Origin of the sequence: Sphingomonas endophytica, from assembly GCF_014199415.1 — a bacterium.
Taxonomy (GTDB): Bacteria; Pseudomonadota; Alphaproteobacteria; order Sphingomonadales; family Sphingomonadaceae; genus Sphingomonas; species Sphingomonas endophytica.
In genome coordinates this window covers 437,295-454,590 of sequence record NZ_JACIJN010000001.1, presented here as the reverse complement: position 1 = coordinate 454,590, position 17,296 = coordinate 437,295, and the positions used below count along the sequence as shown (strand labels likewise).

The following is a 17,296-nucleotide window of genomic DNA, read 5'->3' as shown; positions in this document are numbered from 1 at the left end:
GCGTTTCAGCGTCGTCGCACGCTGCGCCCGAGGCGCACCACCACGAGTACGCCGACGATGATCGTGGTGTCGGCCATCCAGTCCATGATGTCGCAGTCACGGTGGAGCGACGGGATCGACTGCAACACCTCGATCATCGCGCCGAGGAACGACAGCCGCTCGCCGATCCGCAGCAGCGACGCGCGCGGGAAGGCCAGCACCGACAGCAGCGTCAGCGTGCCGAACGCCGCCATATGCTGCCATTTGTCGCCGACCTCGACGATCGGCACCGGATGCGGCATCAGCGCCATGCCGACCGCGAACGAGGTCGCGACGATCAGCGCGAAGAACCAGGGGACGCGCACCTCGGTCATGCCAGTCGCTCCAACGCGGGGATCAGCTCGGCGAAGCTGTCGATCACCAGCTCGGCCCCCAGCTCTTCGACCGGCTGCATCAGGAAGCCGAACGAACAGGCGATCGCGGGCAGCCCGGCGGCATGCGCGGCAGTGATGTCGTAGATCGAATCGCCGATGAACGCGGCGCGGCCACCGCCGCAGCGCGCGACCATCGCGTCGATCGGCAGTCGCGACGGTTTGCCGTTGCCCGGCCCCATCGTGTCGCCGCCGATGATGGCCGCGAAGCGATCGGTGAGCCCGAGCTCGGCGAGTATCTGGCGGGCGAGCGCCTCGAGCTTGTTGGTGACGACCGCCAGCGTGACGCCGCGCGTGGCGAGCTGGTCGAGCGCGTCGAGCGCGTGCGGGAAGGGTCGGGTGAGGACCGCGATGTTCGCCTGATAATGATCGAGCAGCCGACGTTGCAGCACATTGAGTTCGGCGTCGGTGCAGCCGCCGGTCGCCGCCATGCCCTGCGCGAGCATGTGGCGCGCGCCGCCGCCGATCATCGGCTTGACCTGCTCGACCGACAGCGTCGGGCGGCCGGCGCTGGCGAGCGCGTGGTTGAGCGCCGCGGCGAGATCGCCCGACGTGTCGAGCAAGGTACCGTCGAGATCGAACCCGACGATGCGGAAGGGGAAGTCAGTCATCGGTTGCGGGCGTTGCCGTGCGCTACTGGAATTGGCAAGCAAAGGGTGGCAGGGCGGTCGCCATGTCGAGCCGCAACATCGCCGTCGTCGTCCTCGCCGCGGGCAAGGGCACCCGCATGAAATCCGACCTGCACAAGGTGCTGCACCCGATCGCCGGGCGACCGATGCTGCTTCATCTGCTCGCCTCCGCCGCGACGCTGTCGCCCGAGCGGACGGTAGTGGTGACCGGTGCGGGACGCGAGCAGGTCGAGGCGGCGGTGATGCCGCTCGGCGCGAAGATCGCGGTGCAGCGCGAACAGCTCGGCACCGGCCATGCGGTGATGCAGGCGCGCGAGGCGCTGGCTGGGTTCACGGGCGACGTGCTGATCCTCTATGGCGACGTGCCGCTGGTGCGCGCGGAGACGATGCGCGCGATGATCGAGCGGCTCGACGCCGCGGATGCGCCTGCCGTCGTGGTGCTCGGGTTCCGGCCCGCAGACGCCGGGGCCTATGGCCGGCTGATCGTCGCCGAGGGTGGCGACCGGCTGGAGAAGATCGTCGAGTTCAAAGACGCCGATGCCGCCGAACGTGCGGTGACGCTGTGCAATTCCGGGCTGATGGCGGCGCGTGGCGAGCTGCTGTTCGACCTGCTTGCGAAGCTCGGCAACGACAATGCGGCGGGCGAATATTATCTGACCGATGTCGTCGAACTGTCGGGCGCGGCGGTGGTCGTCGAGGCGAGCGCCGCCGAGGTGACCGGCGTCAACAGCCGCGGCGAACTCGCGGCGGTCGAGGCGATGTGGCAGCAGGCGCGGCGCGCGCAGGCGATGGCGAACGGCGCGACGCTGATCGCGCCGGAAACGGTGTGGTTCGCGCATGATACACGGCTGGGGCGCGATGTGACGATCGAACCGAACGTGGTGTTCGGCCCCGGCGTCTCGGTCGCCGACGGCGCGACGATCCGTGCGTTCAGCCATCTGGAGGGCGCGACGGTCGGCGCGCGCGCGGAGGTCGGTCCGTACGCTCGGTTGCGGCCGGGCGCGGTGCTGGCGGAGAGCGCCAAGGTCGGCAATTTCGTCGAGATCAAGAAGGCGAATGTCGGGGTCGGCGCGAAGGTCAACCACCTGTCGTATATCGGCGATGCCGAAGTCGGCGCGCGCGCGAACATCGGCGCGGGGACGATCACCTGCAATTACGACGGGTTCTTCAAATATCGCACCGTCATCGGCGAGGGCGCGTTCGTCGGATCGAACAGCGCGCTGGTCGCGCCGGTGTCGGTCGGTGCGGGGGCGATCGTCGGGGCAGGTTCGGTTGTTGTCCGGGACGTTACCGCGGATTCACTTGCCCTGGCACGCGGCCGGCAGGAAGAGCGCGGCGGTTGGGCGAAGCGCTTTCGCGACGCGATGACGGCCAAGAAGAAGGGTCAGTAAGATGTGCGGTATCGTCGGTATCCTCGGCCATGACGATGTGGCCGATCGCCTCCTCGACGGGCTGAAGCGGCTCGAATATCGGGGTTATGACTCGGCCGGGATCGCGACGATCGTGAATGGCGCTATCGAGCGGCGGCGCGCGTCGGGCAAGTTGGTCAATCTCGGCAAGGAACTCGCCGCGCATCCGCTCCCCGGCACGACCGGGATCGCGCACACGCGCTGGGCGACGCATGGCGGGCCGACCACCAACAACGCGCACCCGCACGCGACCGACGAAGTTGCGGTCGTTCACAACGGGATCATCGAGAACTTCAAGACGCTGCGCGAGGAATTGCAGGCGCGCGGGCGCGTCTTCACCAGCGAGACCGATACCGAGGTCGTCGCGCATCTGATCAGCGAGCAGGTCGAGGGCGGCAAGTTGCCTGACGAGGCGGTACGCGAGGTGCTGCCGCGCCTGCACGGCGCGTTCGCGCTGGCGATCCTGTTCCGCAGCCACCCGGAATTGCTGATCGGTGCTCGGCTCGGCTCGCCGCTGGTCGTCGGTTACGGCGAGGACGAAACGTATCTCGGCTCGGACGCGCTGGCGCTGGCGCCGCTGACGCAGCGGATCGCGTATCTCGACGAGGGCGACTGGGTGGTCTGCGCGCGTGACGGCACGCAGGTCTATGATCGCGACAACCAGCCGGTCGAGCGGCCGGTCACGATCTCGGGCGTCACCGGAGCGTTGATCGACAAGGGCAATCATCGCCATTTCATGCAGAAGGAGATCTACGAACAGCCGATCGTGGTCGCGCAGACGCTGCGCAGCTATCTGCAGCGGTTCGAGGGCAAGATCGTGCTGCCGATCCCTGACTTCGACCTGTCGGGCATCAAGCGCGTGACGATCGTGGCGTGCGGGACAAGCTTTTACGCCGGGATGGTCGCGAAATACTGGTTCGAGCAATTCGCGCGCGTCCCGGTCGATCTCGATGTCGCGAGCGAGTTTCGTTACCGCGCGCCGGTGATGGAAGAGGGTGGGTTGGCCTTGTTTATCAGTCAGTCAGGTGAGACTGCTGACACGCTGGCTGCACTGCGCCACGCGCGATCGGAGAAGCAGACGATCGCCGTCGTCGTCAACGTGCCGACCAGCACGATGGCGCGCGAGGCCGACCTGCTGCTGCCGACCCACGCCGGGCCGGAGATCGGCGTCGCCTCGACCAAAGCCTTCTCTTGTCAGCTTTCCGTGCTGGCGGCGCTGGCGGCGAACCTCGCCAAGGCGAAGGGGTGGCTGAGCGAAAGCGAGGAGCGCAACATCGTCCGCCAGCTCGCCGAGGCCCCCGCCGCGATCAACGGCGCGCTCGCCTATGACGAGTCGATCGAGGCGATCGCCGGGGTGATCGCGGGCGCGCGCGACGTGCTGTATCTGGGGCGCGGGACCGATTATCCGCTCGCGCTGGAAGGCGCATTGAAGCTCAAGGAAATCAGTTACATCCACGCCGAAGGTTATGCGGCGGGCGAGATGAAGCACGGGCCGATCGCACTGATCGACGAGAATGTTCCGGTCGTCGTCATCGCGCCTTCCGGGCCCTTGTTCGACAAGACCGTCAGCAACATGCAGGAAGTGCAGGCGCGCGGCGGGAAAGTCCTGCTGATCAGCGACTATGACGGGGTCGAGGCGGCGGGCGAAGGCTGTGTTGCGACGATCACCATGCCCAAGGTCCACCCGTTGATCGCGCCGATCGTCTATGCGGTGCCGGTTCAGCTACTTGCCTATCACGTCGCGGTGGCGAAGGGGACGGACGTCGATCAGCCGCGCAACCTCGCGAAAAGCGTAACCGTCGAATAATCCTAGCGAAAGCGTAACACGCCGTCGTCGAGGCGGCGGCGCATCGTCAGTCTGTCGCGGACGTAGTTCTGCTGCACCCGCCACGGTATGCGCTTGCCCTGGCGGGGCAGCCACTCGGCAACGCGTTGAATGTAGCCGGAATTGAGGTCGAGGAGCGGGGTGGTGGCTTCCTCCGCCGCCTGCGGGATCGGGGTCGCGATCGTGGTGCCGGTGGCGTCCATGTGGTCGAGCAGGCGGGCGACGAAACGGGCGCTGAGATCGCTCCGCAGCGTCCAGGAGGCGTTGGTGTAACCCGTTGAGAAGGCCATGTTCGGTACGTCGCTGAACATGACGCCCTTGTAGACGAGGTGGCGGTGCGGCTCGACTGCGCGGCCGCCGACCGAGAGGGCGGCGCCGCCCATGATCTTCAGGCGCAGGCCGGTGGCGGTGACAACCACGTCGGCGGGGAGAATGTCGCCCGACATCAGGGCGATACCGTCGGGAGTGAAGTGATCGATCGTGTCGGTGACGATCGTGGCGCGGCCGTCGCGCAGGACGGTGAACAGGTCGCTGTCGGGGACGAGGCATAGCCGTTGATCCCACGGATTGTAGTTTGGGGTCAGATGTTTGGCGACGTCATAGCCGTCGCCGAGTGCGGCGCGCTGTTGCTTGGCGATCTGGCGCTTCACCAGAGCGGGGCGGCGGCGGGCGAGCGTGTAGCTGCCGATCCCGTAAGCGATGCTCTTCCAGCGGGTTAGCCTATCGGCCAGCCGGGTGGGGAGGATGCGGTGCAGGGCGGCTCCGAGGCGGTCGCGGGCCGGCATCGCGACGATATAGGTGGGCGAGCGTTGCAGCATGGTGACGTGTGCGGCACCTCGTGCGACCAGCGCGGGGACGAGCGTGACCGCGGTGGCGCCCGAGCCGATCACCACCACGCGCCGCCCAGTGACCGACAGGTTCGCAGGCCACGCCTGCGGGTGCACGATGCGGCCGGAAAATACCCCCAGGGCGGGCCATTCGGGGGCATGGCCGCACGCATAATCGTAATAGCCGGAGCAGAAAAACAGGAAACGGCACGTCAGTTGCGCGGAATCGCCGTCGACCTCGTAATGAACGGTCCAGCGCGCCGCCTCGCTCGACCATTCGGCGGCCGTGACGCGGTGGCGGAAACGGATGTGGCGGTCGATGCCGAAGGTGCGCGCGGTGTCGCGGAGATAGGCGAGGATGTCGGCACCGTCCGCGATCGTCTTCTCGCCGCGGTACGGATGGAACGGGAAGCCGAGCGTCGTCATGTCCGAGTCCGAGCGGATGCCGGGATAGCGGAACAGATCCCACGTCCCGCCGATCGCGTCGCGCGCCTCGAAGATCGCCCAGCGCCGGTCGGGGCGGTTTTGGCCGATCCGGTAGGCGGCGCCGATCCCCGACAGGCCGGCGCCGACGATCAGCACGTCGAGATGCTCGTTCATGCCGCCCCCTTACGGGCGCGGACCGGGGCTTGTCATCACGAGCGGAGGCGGACGCCGATCCACAAGGTGCGCGGGGTGGCGCGCTCGACCACGCCGGTGCCGCTGATCCCGGCCTCGACGCGCGCGTCGAAGACGTTCTCGGCGCGCGCCTCGATCGCGATCCGGCGGGTGAGCGGGAGCGCGGCATAGCCGTCGAGCGTCGTCGCGGCGGCGAGGGTGCGGCTGTTCTGATCGTCCTCGAACTGCGCGGCGCTGTGGCGGAGTGTCGCGGAGAGCGCGGCATCCTGTTGTCGCCAGCCGAGCGCGGTCGAGACGAGGTCGCGCGGGGTCTGCGCCGGGCGGAGGTCGTCGAGCGCGGCGGCGCTGCCTGTCGCGCGGACGTGCGGGTTCACATGGCTCCACGAGGCGCTGGCGAACCATGGGCCGTGATCCCAGCGCGCGTCCAGCTCGACGCCGGTCGACTCGATCGCGTCGAGATTCTGGCGCACGCGATAGGTGCCGCCGGCCGCGACGAAGCCGACGCCGGGGAAGGTGCCGGGGCCACGCCCGGCGGTGACGTTGCTGATCGCGTCGGTCAGCCGGTTCCAGAACAACGTACCCGTCAGGCTGACCCCGCCGACCGGCACCAGGGTCACCCCGCCGTCGACCCCGGTCAGTCGCTCGGGCGACAGCAGCGCATTGGCGGCGACCGCATCGGTGCCGACGCGGAACGGGCGGTAAAGTTCGTTGAGCGTCGGCAACCGCCAGCCGCGATAGGCCGAGGTGCGCAGCGTCAGCGGCGGCGCGATCGTCCACGCCGCGCCGGCGCGGCCGGTCCATTCGGTGCCGCTGCGGTCGGCGAAGTCGCTGGTGGTCAGCGCCGAACCGTTGGTGAGCGCGACCTCGCGCAGGCGGCCGTCGGTGAGCTGCCAGCGATCGACCCGCCCGCCGAGCGTCAGCGTCAGCGCGCCCGCGGTCAGCGTGCCGTCGCCGAACACGCCCCAGTTGAGCGCCGCGCCGCCCGCGACGCGGCGGCGGGTCGGGAGGCCGGCGACATAGGTGTAGAGTTCCTGCGTCCGCCCCTCGACGCGGCGGATGTCGGCACCGAAGCGCAGGTCGCGGCCTTCGCCGATACGCGGTGCCAGCTCGATCCGCCCGCCCATGCCGGTGGCGGGGGTGTTATACTGGTCGAGCGTCTGGGTGGCGGTCCGGCGCGCGGCATCGACGCTGGCGAATTGCGAGGCGAAGGCGCGGGTCTGGAGATAGGCGAGCGCCGACCAGCCGAGCTTGCCGCGCCCGACGAGCCGCACGCTGGCGTCCGCACCCTCGCTGCGGTTGGCGGTGAAGGCGGTGCCGCGTTCGCGCGTGTCGGTGAAGCGGGAGACGTTCGCCTGCAACTCGGTCGACGGCGCGATGGTGACGACGGTGCGCGCGGCGGCGGAGAATTGCTCATAGGGCGCGGGACGGTCGGCGGGGCCGCGCTGCCCGGCGACGGTGGGAATGAAGCCGTCGCCGCGCGTATAGGCGCCGGAGAGCGTCGCGAAACCCGCGCCGCGTTCGAGCAATGCCGAGGCGGTCGCGTCGACCGAATGGCGGCTGCCATAGGCGAGATCGGCGGCGAGCGCGGGCTGGTCGCGCGGGCCGCTGCTGTCGATCTCGACCGTGCCGGCCAGCGCGCCGGGGCCGAAATAGCCGCTGCCGCCGCCGCGCGTGACGCGGATCGCGCCGATCCGGTCGGTGGCATAGGCGGGAAACGGTACCCAGCCGCCGAACGGATCGGTCTGCGGCACGCCGTCGAGGATCAGCAACGCGCGGCTCGATGCGTTGCCGCCGATCCCGCGCAAGGAAATCCCCTGACTGGTGGGGTTGGCCGAGCGTGAATCGGCGCGGCGGAATTGCTGCAGCCCGGCGACATCGGCGAGCATGCTTTCGAGCCGGTTGCTGGCGTTTTCGCGAACGCGCGCGGCGTCGAGCGTGACGACGGACGCGGCCTTGTCGCCCGGACGCGGCGCGAGCCCGCGGCCACGCACGACGACCTCCTCGCCGTCCTGCGCGGCGGCCGGGGTGGTGAGCGTGCCGGCGAGCAGCAAGGCGGTGGTCAGGTGTTTCATCGATGGTCTCCGGGCGGCGAGGCCGCCGGTCAGGGGGTCGCGGCGGCGGGCAGGAGCCCGAGTTGCGCGGCGAAGGCGGCGAAGAGCGTCGGCCAGGCCGCGGCGGGCGTGCCGGCGGGCAGGCGCACGCCGAAGCCATGCCCGCCCTTGTCGAAAGCGTGCAGCTCGGCCGGGCGCTGCGCGGCGAGGAGCGCCTGATACATGGCAAGGCTGTTGGCGATCGGCACGGTGCCGTCGTCGCTGGCATGGACGAGGAACACCGGCGCGGTCTGCGCATCGACATGGCGCTCGACCGAGGCGGCGCGGCGCGCGGATTCGCCGGAGGGGGTGCCGAGCAGATTGTCGCGCGAGCCGGTGTGCGTGAACGGCTCCGACAGCGAGACGACCGGGTAGATCAGCCCGGCGAGATCGGGGCGTGCCGACAGCCGGTCGCTGGCGTCGACCGGGGCATAGGTGCGCTCGGCGTGGCGGGTGGCGAGGCTGCCGGCGAGATGCCCGCCCGCCGAAAAGCCGATGACCGCGACGCGCTTCGCATCGACGCCGTAGCGCGCGGCATGGGCGCGGATCAGCCGCAGCCCGCGCTGCGCGTCCTGCAGCGGCACCAGCGCACGGTCGCGCCAGCCCTCGCCGGGCAGGCGATAGGTGAGGATGAAGCAGGTGACGCCGCGCGCGGTGAGCCAGCGCGCCTGCTCCTCGCCCTCATTGTCGAAGGCGAGAAAGCCATAGCCGCCGCCCGGGATCAGCATCACCGCCGCGCCGTTCGGCTGTGCCGGGCGGCGGACGGTGAGCGTCGGCATCGCGATCCCGGTCAGCCAGCGATCGTTGAAGCCGGCGGTCTTCGAGCGTTGCTCGACCTTGCGCACCGGCAGCGTCGCGGGCGCGCCCGGCGGCGCCTTCGGCCAGAGCGGCAGCGTCTCGTCTCCGGCCTGTGCGGCGGCGACGTCCGGGACGAGCGGCGCGGCGGCGAGCGCGGCGAGCAGCGCGCGGCGGGTGGGAGCGTCGAACGTCGCGGCCATGCAGTCTCTCCAGTGGATTATCGCGCAGGGCTTAGGGTTTGTGCGCGGTCCCAACAAGGTCGTGACGGAGGGGACTTCAGCGAGCTACGCCGCCTCATTCGTCATCCTGGCGACGAAGGGATGTGGGGATCGGAAACGAGCATGACGCGCCATCCGTGAACGCTATCATCAAAATTCGCGGGAATGACTTACCTGCGGCAAGGTTGATGCTAAGCAGGGCGAATGACGGGGGAGAGACGCAAGCGACGGTCGGGCGTGCCGACGATCGCCGATGTGGCACAGCTGGCCGGCGTGTCGCAGATGACGGTATCGCGCGTCATCAACGCCGAGGGCAATGTGCGCGCCGAGACGCGCGACACCGTGAACGCGGCGATCCGGCAGCTCGATTATTCGCCCAATCCGGCGGCGCGGCGGCTGGCCGGCGCGGCGCAGCTGCGCGTCGGGCTGTTGTTCAGCAACCCCAGCGAATCGTATTTAAGCGCCTTCCTGCTCGGCAGTCTCGATCAGGCGGGGCGCTCCGACATCCAGTTGATCGTGCAGAAATGCGAGCTGGACGATCACGAGGGGGACGTCGCGGCGCGCCTGATCGCGGGCGGGATCGACGGGGTCATCCTGCCGCCGCCGTTGTGCGACTCGCCGGTGGTGCTCGACGTGTTGCTGGCGGCGGGCATTCCGACCGTCGCGGTGGCGACCAGCGCGCCGCCGCCGCTTGTGGGAGCGGTAGCGATCGACGATCGCGGCGCGGCGCAGGCGATGACCGCGCATTTGCTGGGGCTCGGGCATCGGCGGATCGGTTTCATCACCGGCAACGACAATATCCATGCCAGCGCCGAGCGGCTGGCGGGCTATCGCGCCGCGCTGGTCGTCGCGGGGCTGGAGCCCGACGAAGCGCTGGTCGCGAACGGGCTGTTCGATTACCGCTCCGGACTGCTCGCCGCCGAGCGGCTGCTCGACATGGCCGCACCGCCGACCGCGATCTTCGCGAGCAACGACGATATGGCGGCGGCATCGGTGGCGGTGGCGCATCGCCGCGGGCTGGACGTGCCGCGCGACCTGACGGTGTGCGGCTTCGACGACAGCGCGCTGGCCACGACGATCTGGCCGGAGCTGACGACGATCCGCCAGCCGATCGCCGACATGAGCCGCGCCGCGATCGAGCTGCTCGCGGGGATGCTGACGGATCGTCGCGAGACGGGGCGCGGCGCGGCGAAGCAGGTGACGCTGGATTACACGCTGGTACGGCGGGGATCCGACGCGCCGCCGCGTCCGGCTGCCGCCGAACGGGGTCGCTGAACCGCCCGGCGCGTGATAGCGCGCGGCGATGATCAGGCGGTCGGTGACGGGGCGTGGAGAAGTGACGGTGCGTGACGGCGCGGCAGCGGGGCGCGGCTGAGATGGGCGCGATCGCCGGGCTGTTCCACCCCTCGACGCCGAAGCCGGTCGATCCGGCGCGCGTCCGCGCGATGGCGGCGGCGATGGCGCATCGCGGCCCGGACGGCGCGGGCGAGTGGACCGCGCCGGGGGTCGGCTTCGCGCACCGGCGGCTGGCGGTGATCGGCGGTGCGGCGGCGACCCAGCCGGTCGCGACCGCGGACCTGCGCTATGCCGCGATGCTCGACGGCACGATCCTCAACCATGCGGCGCTGCGCGCGGAGCTGCGCGGGCTGGGGCATCGGTTCGTCGGGGAAGGCGATGCCGAGGTGGTGCTGCACGGCTTTGCGGCATGGGGGCCGGCGCTGCTCGACCGGCTGGAGGGGGCGTTCGCGATCGCGGTTCACGATGCGGCGACGCAGACGCTGTTCCTGGCGCGCGACCGGCTGGGCGCCAAGCCGCTGCATCTGACGCTGCTGCCGGATGGCGCGCTGATCTTCGCCTCCGAGCTGAAGGGGCTGCTCGCGCATCCGCTGCTGCGGCGCGCGCCCGATGCGGCGGCGGTCGCCGACTATCTGGCGCTCGGCTACGTGCCCGATGATGCCTGTATGATCGCGGGGGTCGAGAAGCTGGCGGCCGGGCATTTCCTGCTCGTCGAGCGCGGGCGTGCGCTGCGGGGAGCGCGCCGCTGGTGGGGCTTGCCTGACGCGGGTGAGGCGCCCGCCGATGCGTTGCTGCCCGAGCTGCGTGCGGCGGTGGCGCGGGGCGCGGGCGCGGCGCGGCCGGCGGCGTTGCTGCTCGGCGGGCTGGGCGATGCGGCGGTGGTCGCGCTGGCGGCGGAGGCGAGCGCGAAGGCGGTCGCGACGGTCGGGGTCGGGGATGATGGCGGGGTGGCGGCGCGGTTCGCGACGGCGCACCGTCGCGCGAGGCTCGACGACCTGCCGGCGTTGCTCAACGATCTGGTGGCGGCGTTCGATGAGCCGTGCGGCGATCCGGCGGCGCTGGCGGCGATCGTCGCGGCGCGAGGGAGCGGGCCGGTCGTGATGTCGGGGGCCGGCGCTTCGCTGCTGCTGGAGGGCGGGCGCTGGCGGCGGTTCGCGCGGCGCGAGCGCTGGCGGCGGTGGCGGTGGACGCTGCCCGGGCTGGGCGCGGCGGAGGCGGATTATGCGCTGGCGACCGGCGCGGCGGAAGCGAGCGAGCTATGGAGCGCGGCACGCGAGCGGGCGGTGATGCAGCGGTTCGCGACGGCGTGGCGGGGCGGTGATCCGCTCGATGCCGCGCTGCGCACCGATCTGGCGACGCGGTTGCCGGGGCAGGTGCTGACGATCGCGGATCGCGCCGGGATGGCGGCGGGGGCGGAGTGGCGGACGCCGTTCGCCGACGCGCGGCTGGTGACGTTCGTGCTGTCGCTGCCGGGTGGCGCGCGACGGGCGCGGACGTCGCCGCTGGTGGGGGCGGTGGCGCGGTACCTGCCCGCGACGCCAGTGGCTGCGCCGCCGCTGCCGGTGTCGCAATGGTTGCGCGGGCCGCTGCGCGCGGAGGTGGCGCGGCTGGAGCGATCCCGGTTGCTGGCCGAGCTGGGCTGGTTCGACACGGCGCGGATCGCCGCGGGCATCGAGCGACACCGCGGCGGGGAGGACGCGCAGGCTGCGCTGCTGTGGCGGTTGCTGGTGCTCGAGCGGAGCCTCAGCCGGTTGTTCGGCTGGCCAGCGTCCGCTTGACGAACAGGTCGAACAATTGCGGCCAGTGCGATCCGGGAAGTTCGGGCGCGAGATAGGCGGGGCCGAAGCCATGCCCGCCTTCCTGGAAGAAATGCGCCTCGACCGGTACGCGCGCCGCCTGACACGCAGCGAGCATCGCCATTGGCTGCGCGGCGGGGACGACCGGATCGTCTAGCGCATGGGCGATGAAGATCGGCGGGGTGCCGCGATTGACGCGCCGGTCGGTGTCGAAGCGCGCCGCGCCGAGCGCGCCGACGCGCATCATGTCGCCGGTGATGACCGGATAGACCAGCCCGGCGAACGCCGGGCGTGCGGGTTGGTCGTCGGCGGCGTCGACACGATCGTAGACGGGATCGGCATAGGCGGTGGCGATGCTGGCGGCGAGCAGCCCCCCGGCCGAGAATCCCACCACGCCCAACCCTGCGGGGTCGATCGCGAAGTCGGCGGCGCGGGCGCGGATCAACCGCATCGCGCGCTGCGCGTCCTGCAACGGCACGTCCTGCGGCTCGAGCCAGCCTTCGCCGGGCAGGCGATAGGCGAGGACGAAGACCGTCACGCCAAGCGGGTTGAAGGTCCGCGCGACGTTGATGCCTTCGTTCTCGACCGAGAGGAAGCGGTAGCCGCCGCCGGGGAGCGACAGCAGCGCGCGGCCATCCGGCCGCGCGGGGCGGTAGACGCCGACGACCGGCTCGGCGACGCCACGCAGGTGGAGTTCGCGGCGCGGGGGCTGGCCGTTCATCTCGTTGTTGGGCGTGGGGAGGCGGCGCGGACTGTTGGGCGGCCGGTCCGGCCAAAGCTTGAAGTGCTCGCGTGGCGGCCATTGGGTGGTGGCGGTGGCGTCTTGCGCGGTCGCTCGCTGCGTCATCGCGAGCGTGGCGAGGCTCGCCGCTCCGCCGATCAAGGCGCGCCGGTCGATGTGCATCGCTATGTCCTCCCGATGTTTTCCGTGGAGCTGGTGTAAGACGGCGACCGAGCGGCGCGCAACATCGTCAGGTCAGAACACCGCGATCGCCGCGTTGAGCGTCAGCGCGGCGAGCAGCAGGCTCGACAACAGGAACAAGGCGAAGCGCGGAGCGACGCGGTTGACGGTCGCCTGCACCAGGCTGTGCACCATGCGGACCGCCACATAGCCCCAGGCGAGCCACGCATTGATCCCGTTGCCGGTGCCGCTGATCGCGATTACGGCGGAGACGGCGTAGAAGAGCGTCGGCTGCTCCAATAGATGGTTGTAGTTATGCGCCTTCCACTGCGCCGCGGCGGGCAGTGCGCGATCGGCGTCCGCGCCCTTGGTCCCGACCAGCTTCCGCAGATCGATGCCCGCCGCCGCCATGGCCGGCATCCGCGTCGCGATCATCCAGCCGAGCATCACCAGCGTCCAGGCGATCAGCGCCACCATCGGGCTCAGGAAGTCGCTGTGCATGAAAAAGCCTTCCCCGGTTGGTTCCCGGGGAAGGCTGCATCAGCGCGCCTGCCGGCGCAACGTTACTTCGTGTCGAACAGCGTCGCCCACTTGCGGGTCGGGCGGTCCTTCCACAGGCCGCGGTGATAGGCGTCCGAGGCGAGCAGCGGCATCACCGAGCCGGCCTCGGCGAACACCATCTGCTCGATGCCGGTGTTGACCTTGCCCCAGCTCGCCGCTTCCTGCAGCGTCGACGACGAGCACGCGCCGTCGCGGACGTCGGCGACGGTGATCTGCACCGCGTATTTATGCACCTCGACATCCTCGTGGCCGAGGATCTCGGCGCAGACGACGGTGTCCTGGATGAAGTTCTTCGGCACGCCGCCGCCGATCATCAGCAGGCCGGTGGTGCCCGCCTTGATCTTGATGTCGGTCAGCTCGCGGAAGTCCGCGACCGCGTCGATCATCAGATACGGCTTGCCTTCGTTGGCACGATCGACCTGATGTTTGACGAGACCGAAGCCCGCCGAGCTGTCGACGAACGCCGGGCAGAAGATCGGCACGTCATGCTCATAGGCGAGCTTGACGAGGCTGTTCTCCTTCTTGCCGTGCTCGACGAGATACTTGCCCATCTCGCGGATAAAGGCGCGCGACGAATAGGCCTTCGGTTCGACCTGATTGCAGATCTCGTAAATCGTGTGGTCGCAGTCCTGAAGCTGCTCCTCGTCGATATACGTGTCGTAGATGCGGTCGATGTAGAGCGAGCGCAGCGTGTCGTCGTCGGGCACTTCGAGCGCCTGATAATGTTTGTGGCCAAGGCCCTCGAAGAAATCCATGTCGACGATCGTCGCGCCAGTGGCGACGATCACGTCGACCATGTTGTTGCGCACCAGTTCGGCATAGAGGTCCATGCAGCCGCCGGCCGAGGTCGACCCGGCGATGACGAGGACGACGGTGCAGTCCTTGTCGCCCAGCATCTGGTTGTAGATCTTCGTCGCGCGGCCGAGGTCGCGGCTGGTGAAGCTCATGTCGCTCATCGCGTCGACGATCGGGCGCGCGTCGAAGCTCTTGATGTCGATGTGCTTGACCTGCTTCGACAGCAGCTCGGCCTTGCGAATGTCGTTGATCTTGGTGTCGGTCATGGGGGCTCCCACAGGGAAATGCACGTCGTTCAATGGGGACGCGAAGACCCGAACGATGACGGCGTGCGGAATGTCCGCACGCCGTCACCGGATCACTGAAGTCGGAAGGTTACAGCTTCACGACGTTGCCGGTAACCTGTCGCGGCAATTCGATGTAGAGCGACTCCATCGGCTCGTCGGTGGCGACCACCGTCTCGTCCGAGGTGAAGCCGTTGAACGCGGTGCGCATCGCCGCGCCATAGGCGCCGAGCATCCCGATCTCGACATAGTCGCCGACGGTCACGTCCGCGGGGAGCGGGAACGGACCGGGCATATAGTCCATGTCGTCGCAGGTCGGACCCCACAGGCTGAACGCATGATCGCGGACGGTCGACTCCGGCTCGCGCAGCAGCGCGACCGGGTAGCGCCAGCCGATGTGCGCCGCGTCGAACAGCGCGCCATAGGCACCGTCGTTGATGTACAATTCCTCGCCGCGGCGACGCTCGACGCGCACCACGACCGAACTGTACTCGGCGCTGAGCGCGCGGCCCGGCTCCGCCCAGAGTTCGGCCGAATAGCTGATCGGCAGGCTCTCGAATGCGCGGTGGATCGTCTCGAAGTAACGCTCCAGCGGCGGCGGGGTCATGCCCGGATAGGCCGAAGGGAAGCCACCGCCGACGTCGATGACGTCGACCGTCACCGCCGCGGCGACGATCGCCTGGCGCACGCGCTCCATCGCCTGTGCATAGGCATCCGGAGTCATCGCCTGCGAACCGACGTGGAAGCAGATGCCGAGCGCATCGGCGACCTGACGCGTCGCGAACAGCAGCTCCTGCGCTTCGTCGGGAGCGACCCCGAATTTGGCGCCGAGGCTGAGCTTCGAATGCTCCGACGAGACGCGCAGCCGCACGCAGAGCGTGAGGTCGGCAGCGCCGCGGGTGGCACGCACGATCTTCGCCAGCTCTTCCATGCTGTCGAGCGAAAAGGTGCGGACACCGTGCGTGAAATACGCCTCGGCAATCGCTTCCTCGGCCTTGACCGGGTGCATGAAGCACAGGGTCGCGTCCGGCAAGGTGCGGGCGACCAGACGGACCTCGGCGATCGAGGCGACGTCGTAGGTCGTCACACCATTGTCATAGAGCGTGCGTAGCAGCTCCGGGCTCGGGTTCGCCTTGACCGCATACATGGTCCGGCCCGGAAACTTCTCCGTAAAGAAGCGGGCGGCCCGTGCCGCGGCGTGCGGACGAACGATCGTCACCGGCTGAACCGGCTGACGAATGGCGATGTCGATGGCCCCGGCGACGGAATCGGCGGGAACGGTCGAGAGGGGCGCTAACCCCAGCGCGCGATGATGCTGGTGCAACTCAAGGGACCTCCAATTGCCTTGCGGCATACGGTGACAAAAAGCTGCCTTGCGGTTGGAAGTCCCATGGGGCAGCGGAGGCGCGAAATATGATCGCTGGACGTGGATGTAAAGTGTCCATTGCGACGAAAGGTTCAATCGTGACGATTATGCGACACCCGACCCGCGCCGGGGTGCGCGACGCTGCCGCCAAGGTGGCTGCCGTGCTCCCGCCGACGCCGATATATCATCGTGAAATCAACGGTGTGGAGATCGTTTTCAAAGCGGAATGTCTCCAGCCGATCGGCGCGTTCAAGGTCCGCGGCGCCTGGCACCGGCTGACCGCGTTGAGCGACGAGGCGAGGCAGCGCGGCGTCGTGGCGTTCTCGTCGGGCAATCATGCGCAGGGAATCGCCTGGGCGGCGAAGCGACTGGGTATTTCGGCAACGGTGGTGATGCCCGCCGACGCCCCTGCCGCGAAGCGTGAGTCGACGCTGGCACTCGGCGCGGAGCTGGTGCCGTATGACCGTGCCACGGAGTCGCGCGAGACGATCGCGGCGCGGCTGGCGGAGGCGCGCGGCGCGACGTTGGTGCCGAGCTTCGACGATCCGTGGGTAATCGAGGGGCAGGGCAGCGCGGGAGTCGAGGCGGCGGCGCAAATGGCGGCGGCGGGGCTCGGCGCGCCGCGCCATGTGGTGGTGCCATGCGGCGGGGGCGGGCTGGCGGCGGGACTCGCGCTGGCCTTGCCCGAGGCGCGGGTGACGGTGGTCGAGCCGGAGGGCTGGGACGACATGCGCCGCAGTCTGGAGGCGAGCTGGATCGAGCCGGTCGGCGACGCGCCGCCGCCGACCGCGTGCGATGCGTTGCAGGCGATGCGTGTGTCGCCGCTCACGTTCGATGTGCTGGCGCGGCGCGACGCGACCGGGGTGGCGGTCAGCGAAGCGGAGGTGCGCGCGGCACAGCGCTGGGCGGCGGCGCAGCTGCGGCTGGTGGTCGAACCGGGCGGGGCGGTGGCGCTCGCGGCGGTGCTGGCCGGGCGGGTCGCGGTCGAGCCGGGGATGCTGGTGATCCTGTCGGGTGGGAACGTCGACATGGCGGACTATGCGCGGGTGCTGGCGGGGGAAGGGGCGTGAACGGCGCGCTGACAGGGATTGCGGCGGTCGCGCCGGCGGTGGCGATGCTCGCGGCGTTCGCGTGTGCGATCGGCGGCGGGTATCTGCTGGTGAAGCGGCGGCAGTGGTTGAAGGGCGTGCTGATGCTGGTGATGGCCGCCGTGCTGGTGGGGAATGTGCTGATCTGGACGATGTGATGCCCGCGCGAATGTTGCGAATGCTGAGACGCTGGCGGGGTCCGCGCGGGCGGCGCTCTTAAGAACGTCGAGGCGGTGGCGGTGGCGGTGGCAAGGGCGCGCGGCAGGCATGACGCGAACGCATATGCCTTGTCGAGGCGTGTAGGACAGGCCGGTTGCGTGGCGAGGGAGTGATCCCCCTGTGTCCGTCATCCCGGGCCTGACCCGGGATCCAGCTTCTTCTGTCC

General features: G+C 69.7%; 15 protein-coding genes. 6 read left to right on the top strand and 9 right to left on the bottom strand.

Going from position 1 to position 17,296, the window contains the following annotated elements; translation table 11 throughout:
- Window positions 1–5 precede the first annotated feature (5 nt).
- On the bottom strand, window positions 6–353 hold the full coding sequence (locus tag FHS97_RS02110; protein WP_184032793.1) for a VanZ family protein: 348 nt from the start codon (window positions 351–353) through the stop codon (window positions 6–8).
- Window positions 350–1,021: an HAD hydrolase-like protein gene (locus tag FHS97_RS02105; RefSeq protein WP_184032791.1), complete on the bottom strand. Its 672-nt coding sequence runs from the start codon at window positions 1,019–1,021 to the stop codon at window positions 350–352. Before FHS97_RS02105 ends, FHS97_RS02110 begins: the two co-directional genes overlap by 4 nt.
- Window positions 1,022–1,083: 62 nt before the next feature.
- Here FHS97_RS02105 and glmU point away from each other — a divergent pair, with 62 nt between their 5' ends.
- The gene (glmU, locus tag FHS97_RS02100; RefSeq protein ID WP_184032790.1) at window positions 1,084–2,430 is read left to right on the top strand and encodes a bifunctional UDP-N-acetylglucosamine diphosphorylase/glucosamine-1-phosphate N-acetyltransferase GlmU; all 1,347 of its coding nucleotides are present in this window, start codon (window positions 1,084–1,086) and stop codon (window positions 2,428–2,430) included.
- A 1-nt stretch (window position 2,431) separates the two neighbouring features.
- Window positions 2,432–4,255 (top strand): glutamine--fructose-6-phosphate transaminase (isomerizing), encoded by a 1,824-nt coding sequence (glmS, locus tag FHS97_RS02095; RefSeq protein ID WP_184032789.1) that lies wholly within the window; start codon window positions 2,432–2,434, stop codon window positions 4,253–4,255.
- Between the two features lie 2 nt (window positions 4,256–4,257).
- Here the strand turns inward: glmS and FHS97_RS02090 are convergent, their stop codons facing one another.
- The 3 genes from FHS97_RS02090 to FHS97_RS02080 are packed head-to-tail and all read right to left on the bottom strand — an operon-like array spanning window position 4,258 to window position 8,806.
- Window positions 4,258–5,700, bottom strand: a complete 1,443-nt coding sequence (locus FHS97_RS02090; RefSeq protein WP_184032788.1) for a flavin-containing monooxygenase — start codon at window positions 5,698–5,700, stop codon at window positions 4,258–4,260.
- A 35-nt stretch (window positions 5,701–5,735) separates the two neighbouring features.
- Entirely contained in the window at window positions 5,736–7,790 is a 2,055-nt protein-coding gene (locus FHS97_RS02085) for a TonB-dependent receptor (RefSeq protein ID WP_184032787.1), read from the bottom strand.
- Window positions 7,791–7,819: 29 nt separating this feature from the next.
- Window positions 7,820–8,806, bottom strand: a complete 987-nt coding sequence (locus tag FHS97_RS02080) for an alpha/beta hydrolase (RefSeq protein ID WP_184032786.1) — start codon at window positions 8,804–8,806, stop codon at window positions 7,820–7,822.
- Window positions 8,807–9,028: 222 nt separating this feature from the next.
- Here FHS97_RS02080 and FHS97_RS02075 point away from each other — a divergent pair, with 222 nt between their 5' ends.
- Both FHS97_RS02075 and FHS97_RS02070 read left to right on the top strand, forming a co-directional pair.
- Window positions 9,029–10,099 (top strand): LacI family DNA-binding transcriptional regulator, encoded by a 1,071-nt coding sequence (locus tag FHS97_RS02075; RefSeq protein WP_184032785.1) that lies wholly within the window; start codon window positions 9,029–9,031, stop codon window positions 10,097–10,099.
- 101 nt (window positions 10,100–10,200) lie between these two features.
- Entirely contained in the window at window positions 10,201–11,898 is a 1,698-nt protein-coding gene (locus tag FHS97_RS02070) for an asparagine synthetase B family protein (protein WP_184032784.1), read from the top strand.
- Here FHS97_RS02070 and FHS97_RS02065 read toward each other — a convergent pair.
- The 4 genes from FHS97_RS02065 to FHS97_RS02050 all read right to left on the bottom strand — a co-directional run bounded on the left by FHS97_RS02065 (window position 11,864) and on the right by FHS97_RS02050 (window position 15,781).
- Window positions 11,864–12,820, bottom strand: coding sequence for an alpha/beta hydrolase (locus FHS97_RS02065; RefSeq protein ID WP_184032782.1), 957 nt, complete (start codon window positions 12,818–12,820; stop codon window positions 11,864–11,866). The genes FHS97_RS02070 and FHS97_RS02065 overlap by 35 nt on opposite strands.
- Window positions 12,821–12,892: 72 nt before the next feature.
- Window positions 12,893–13,318, bottom strand: coding sequence for an MAPEG family protein (locus FHS97_RS02060; protein WP_184032780.1), 426 nt, complete (start codon window positions 13,316–13,318; stop codon window positions 12,893–12,895).
- A gap of 62 nt (window positions 13,319–13,380) precedes the next feature.
- On the bottom strand, window positions 13,381–14,439 hold the full coding sequence (locus FHS97_RS02055) for a 1,9-bis(guanidino)-5-aza-nonane synthase (RefSeq protein WP_184032779.1): 1,059 nt from the start codon (window positions 14,437–14,439) through the stop codon (window positions 13,381–13,383).
- 109 nt (window positions 14,440–14,548) lie between these two features.
- Window positions 14,549–15,781: a type III PLP-dependent enzyme gene (locus FHS97_RS02050; protein ID WP_184032778.1), complete on the bottom strand. Its 1,233-nt coding sequence runs from the start codon at window positions 15,779–15,781 to the stop codon at window positions 14,549–14,551.
- Between the two features lie 149 nt (window positions 15,782–15,930).
- Here FHS97_RS02050 and FHS97_RS02045 point away from each other — a divergent pair, with 149 nt between their 5' ends.
- Window positions 15,931–16,893: a threonine ammonia-lyase gene (locus FHS97_RS02045; RefSeq protein WP_184033042.1), complete on the top strand. Its 963-nt coding sequence runs from the start codon at window positions 15,931–15,933 to the stop codon at window positions 16,891–16,893.
- The gene (locus FHS97_RS02040) at window positions 16,890–17,069 is read left to right on the top strand and encodes a hypothetical protein (protein WP_184032776.1); all 180 of its coding nucleotides are present in this window, start codon (window positions 16,890–16,892) and stop codon (window positions 17,067–17,069) included. Before FHS97_RS02045 ends, FHS97_RS02040 begins: the two co-directional genes overlap by 4 nt.
- The last annotated feature ends 227 nt before the right edge of the window (window positions 17,070–17,296 follow it).

Excerpts from the sequence above, each read along its gene's own strand:
- FHS97_RS02110 (WP_184032793.1), bottom strand. The coding sequence starts at position 353 with ATGACCGAGGTGCGCGTCCCCTGGTTCTTCGCGCTGATCGTCGCGACC.
- FHS97_RS02105 (WP_184032791.1), bottom strand. The coding sequence starts at position 1,021 with ATGACTGACTTCCCCTTCCGCATCGTCGGGTTCGATCTCGACGGTACC.
- glmU (WP_184032790.1), top strand. The coding sequence starts at position 1,084 with ATGTCGAGCCGCAACATCGCCGTCGTCGTCCTCGCCGCGGGCAAGGGC.
- glmS (WP_184032789.1), top strand. The coding sequence starts at position 2,432 with ATGTGCGGTATCGTCGGTATCCTCGGCCATGACGATGTGGCCGATCGC.
- FHS97_RS02090 (WP_184032788.1), bottom strand. The coding sequence starts at position 5,700 with ATGAACGAGCATCTCGACGTGCTGATCGTCGGCGCCGGCCTGTCGGGG.
- FHS97_RS02085 (WP_184032787.1), bottom strand. The coding sequence starts at position 7,790 with ATGAAACACCTGACCACCGCCTTGCTGCTCGCCGGCACGCTCACCACC.
- FHS97_RS02080 (WP_184032786.1), bottom strand. The coding sequence starts at position 8,806 with ATGGCCGCGACGTTCGACGCTCCCACCCGCCGCGCGCTGCTCGCCGCG.
- FHS97_RS02075 (WP_184032785.1), top strand. The coding sequence starts at position 9,029 with ATGACGGGGGAGAGACGCAAGCGACGGTCGGGCGTGCCGACGATCGCC.
- FHS97_RS02070 (WP_184032784.1), top strand. The coding sequence starts at position 10,201 with ATGGGCGCGATCGCCGGGCTGTTCCACCCCTCGACGCCGAAGCCGGTC.
- FHS97_RS02065 (WP_184032782.1), bottom strand. The coding sequence starts at position 12,820 with ATGCACATCGACCGGCGCGCCTTGATCGGCGGAGCGGCGAGCCTCGCC.
- FHS97_RS02060 (WP_184032780.1), bottom strand. The coding sequence starts at position 13,318 with ATGCACAGCGACTTCCTGAGCCCGATGGTGGCGCTGATCGCCTGGACG.
- FHS97_RS02055 (WP_184032779.1), bottom strand. The coding sequence starts at position 14,439 with ATGACCGACACCAAGATCAACGACATTCGCAAGGCCGAGCTGCTGTCG.
- FHS97_RS02045 (WP_184033042.1), top strand. The coding sequence starts at position 15,931 with ATGCGACACCCGACCCGCGCCGGGGTGCGCGACGCTGCCGCCAAGGTG.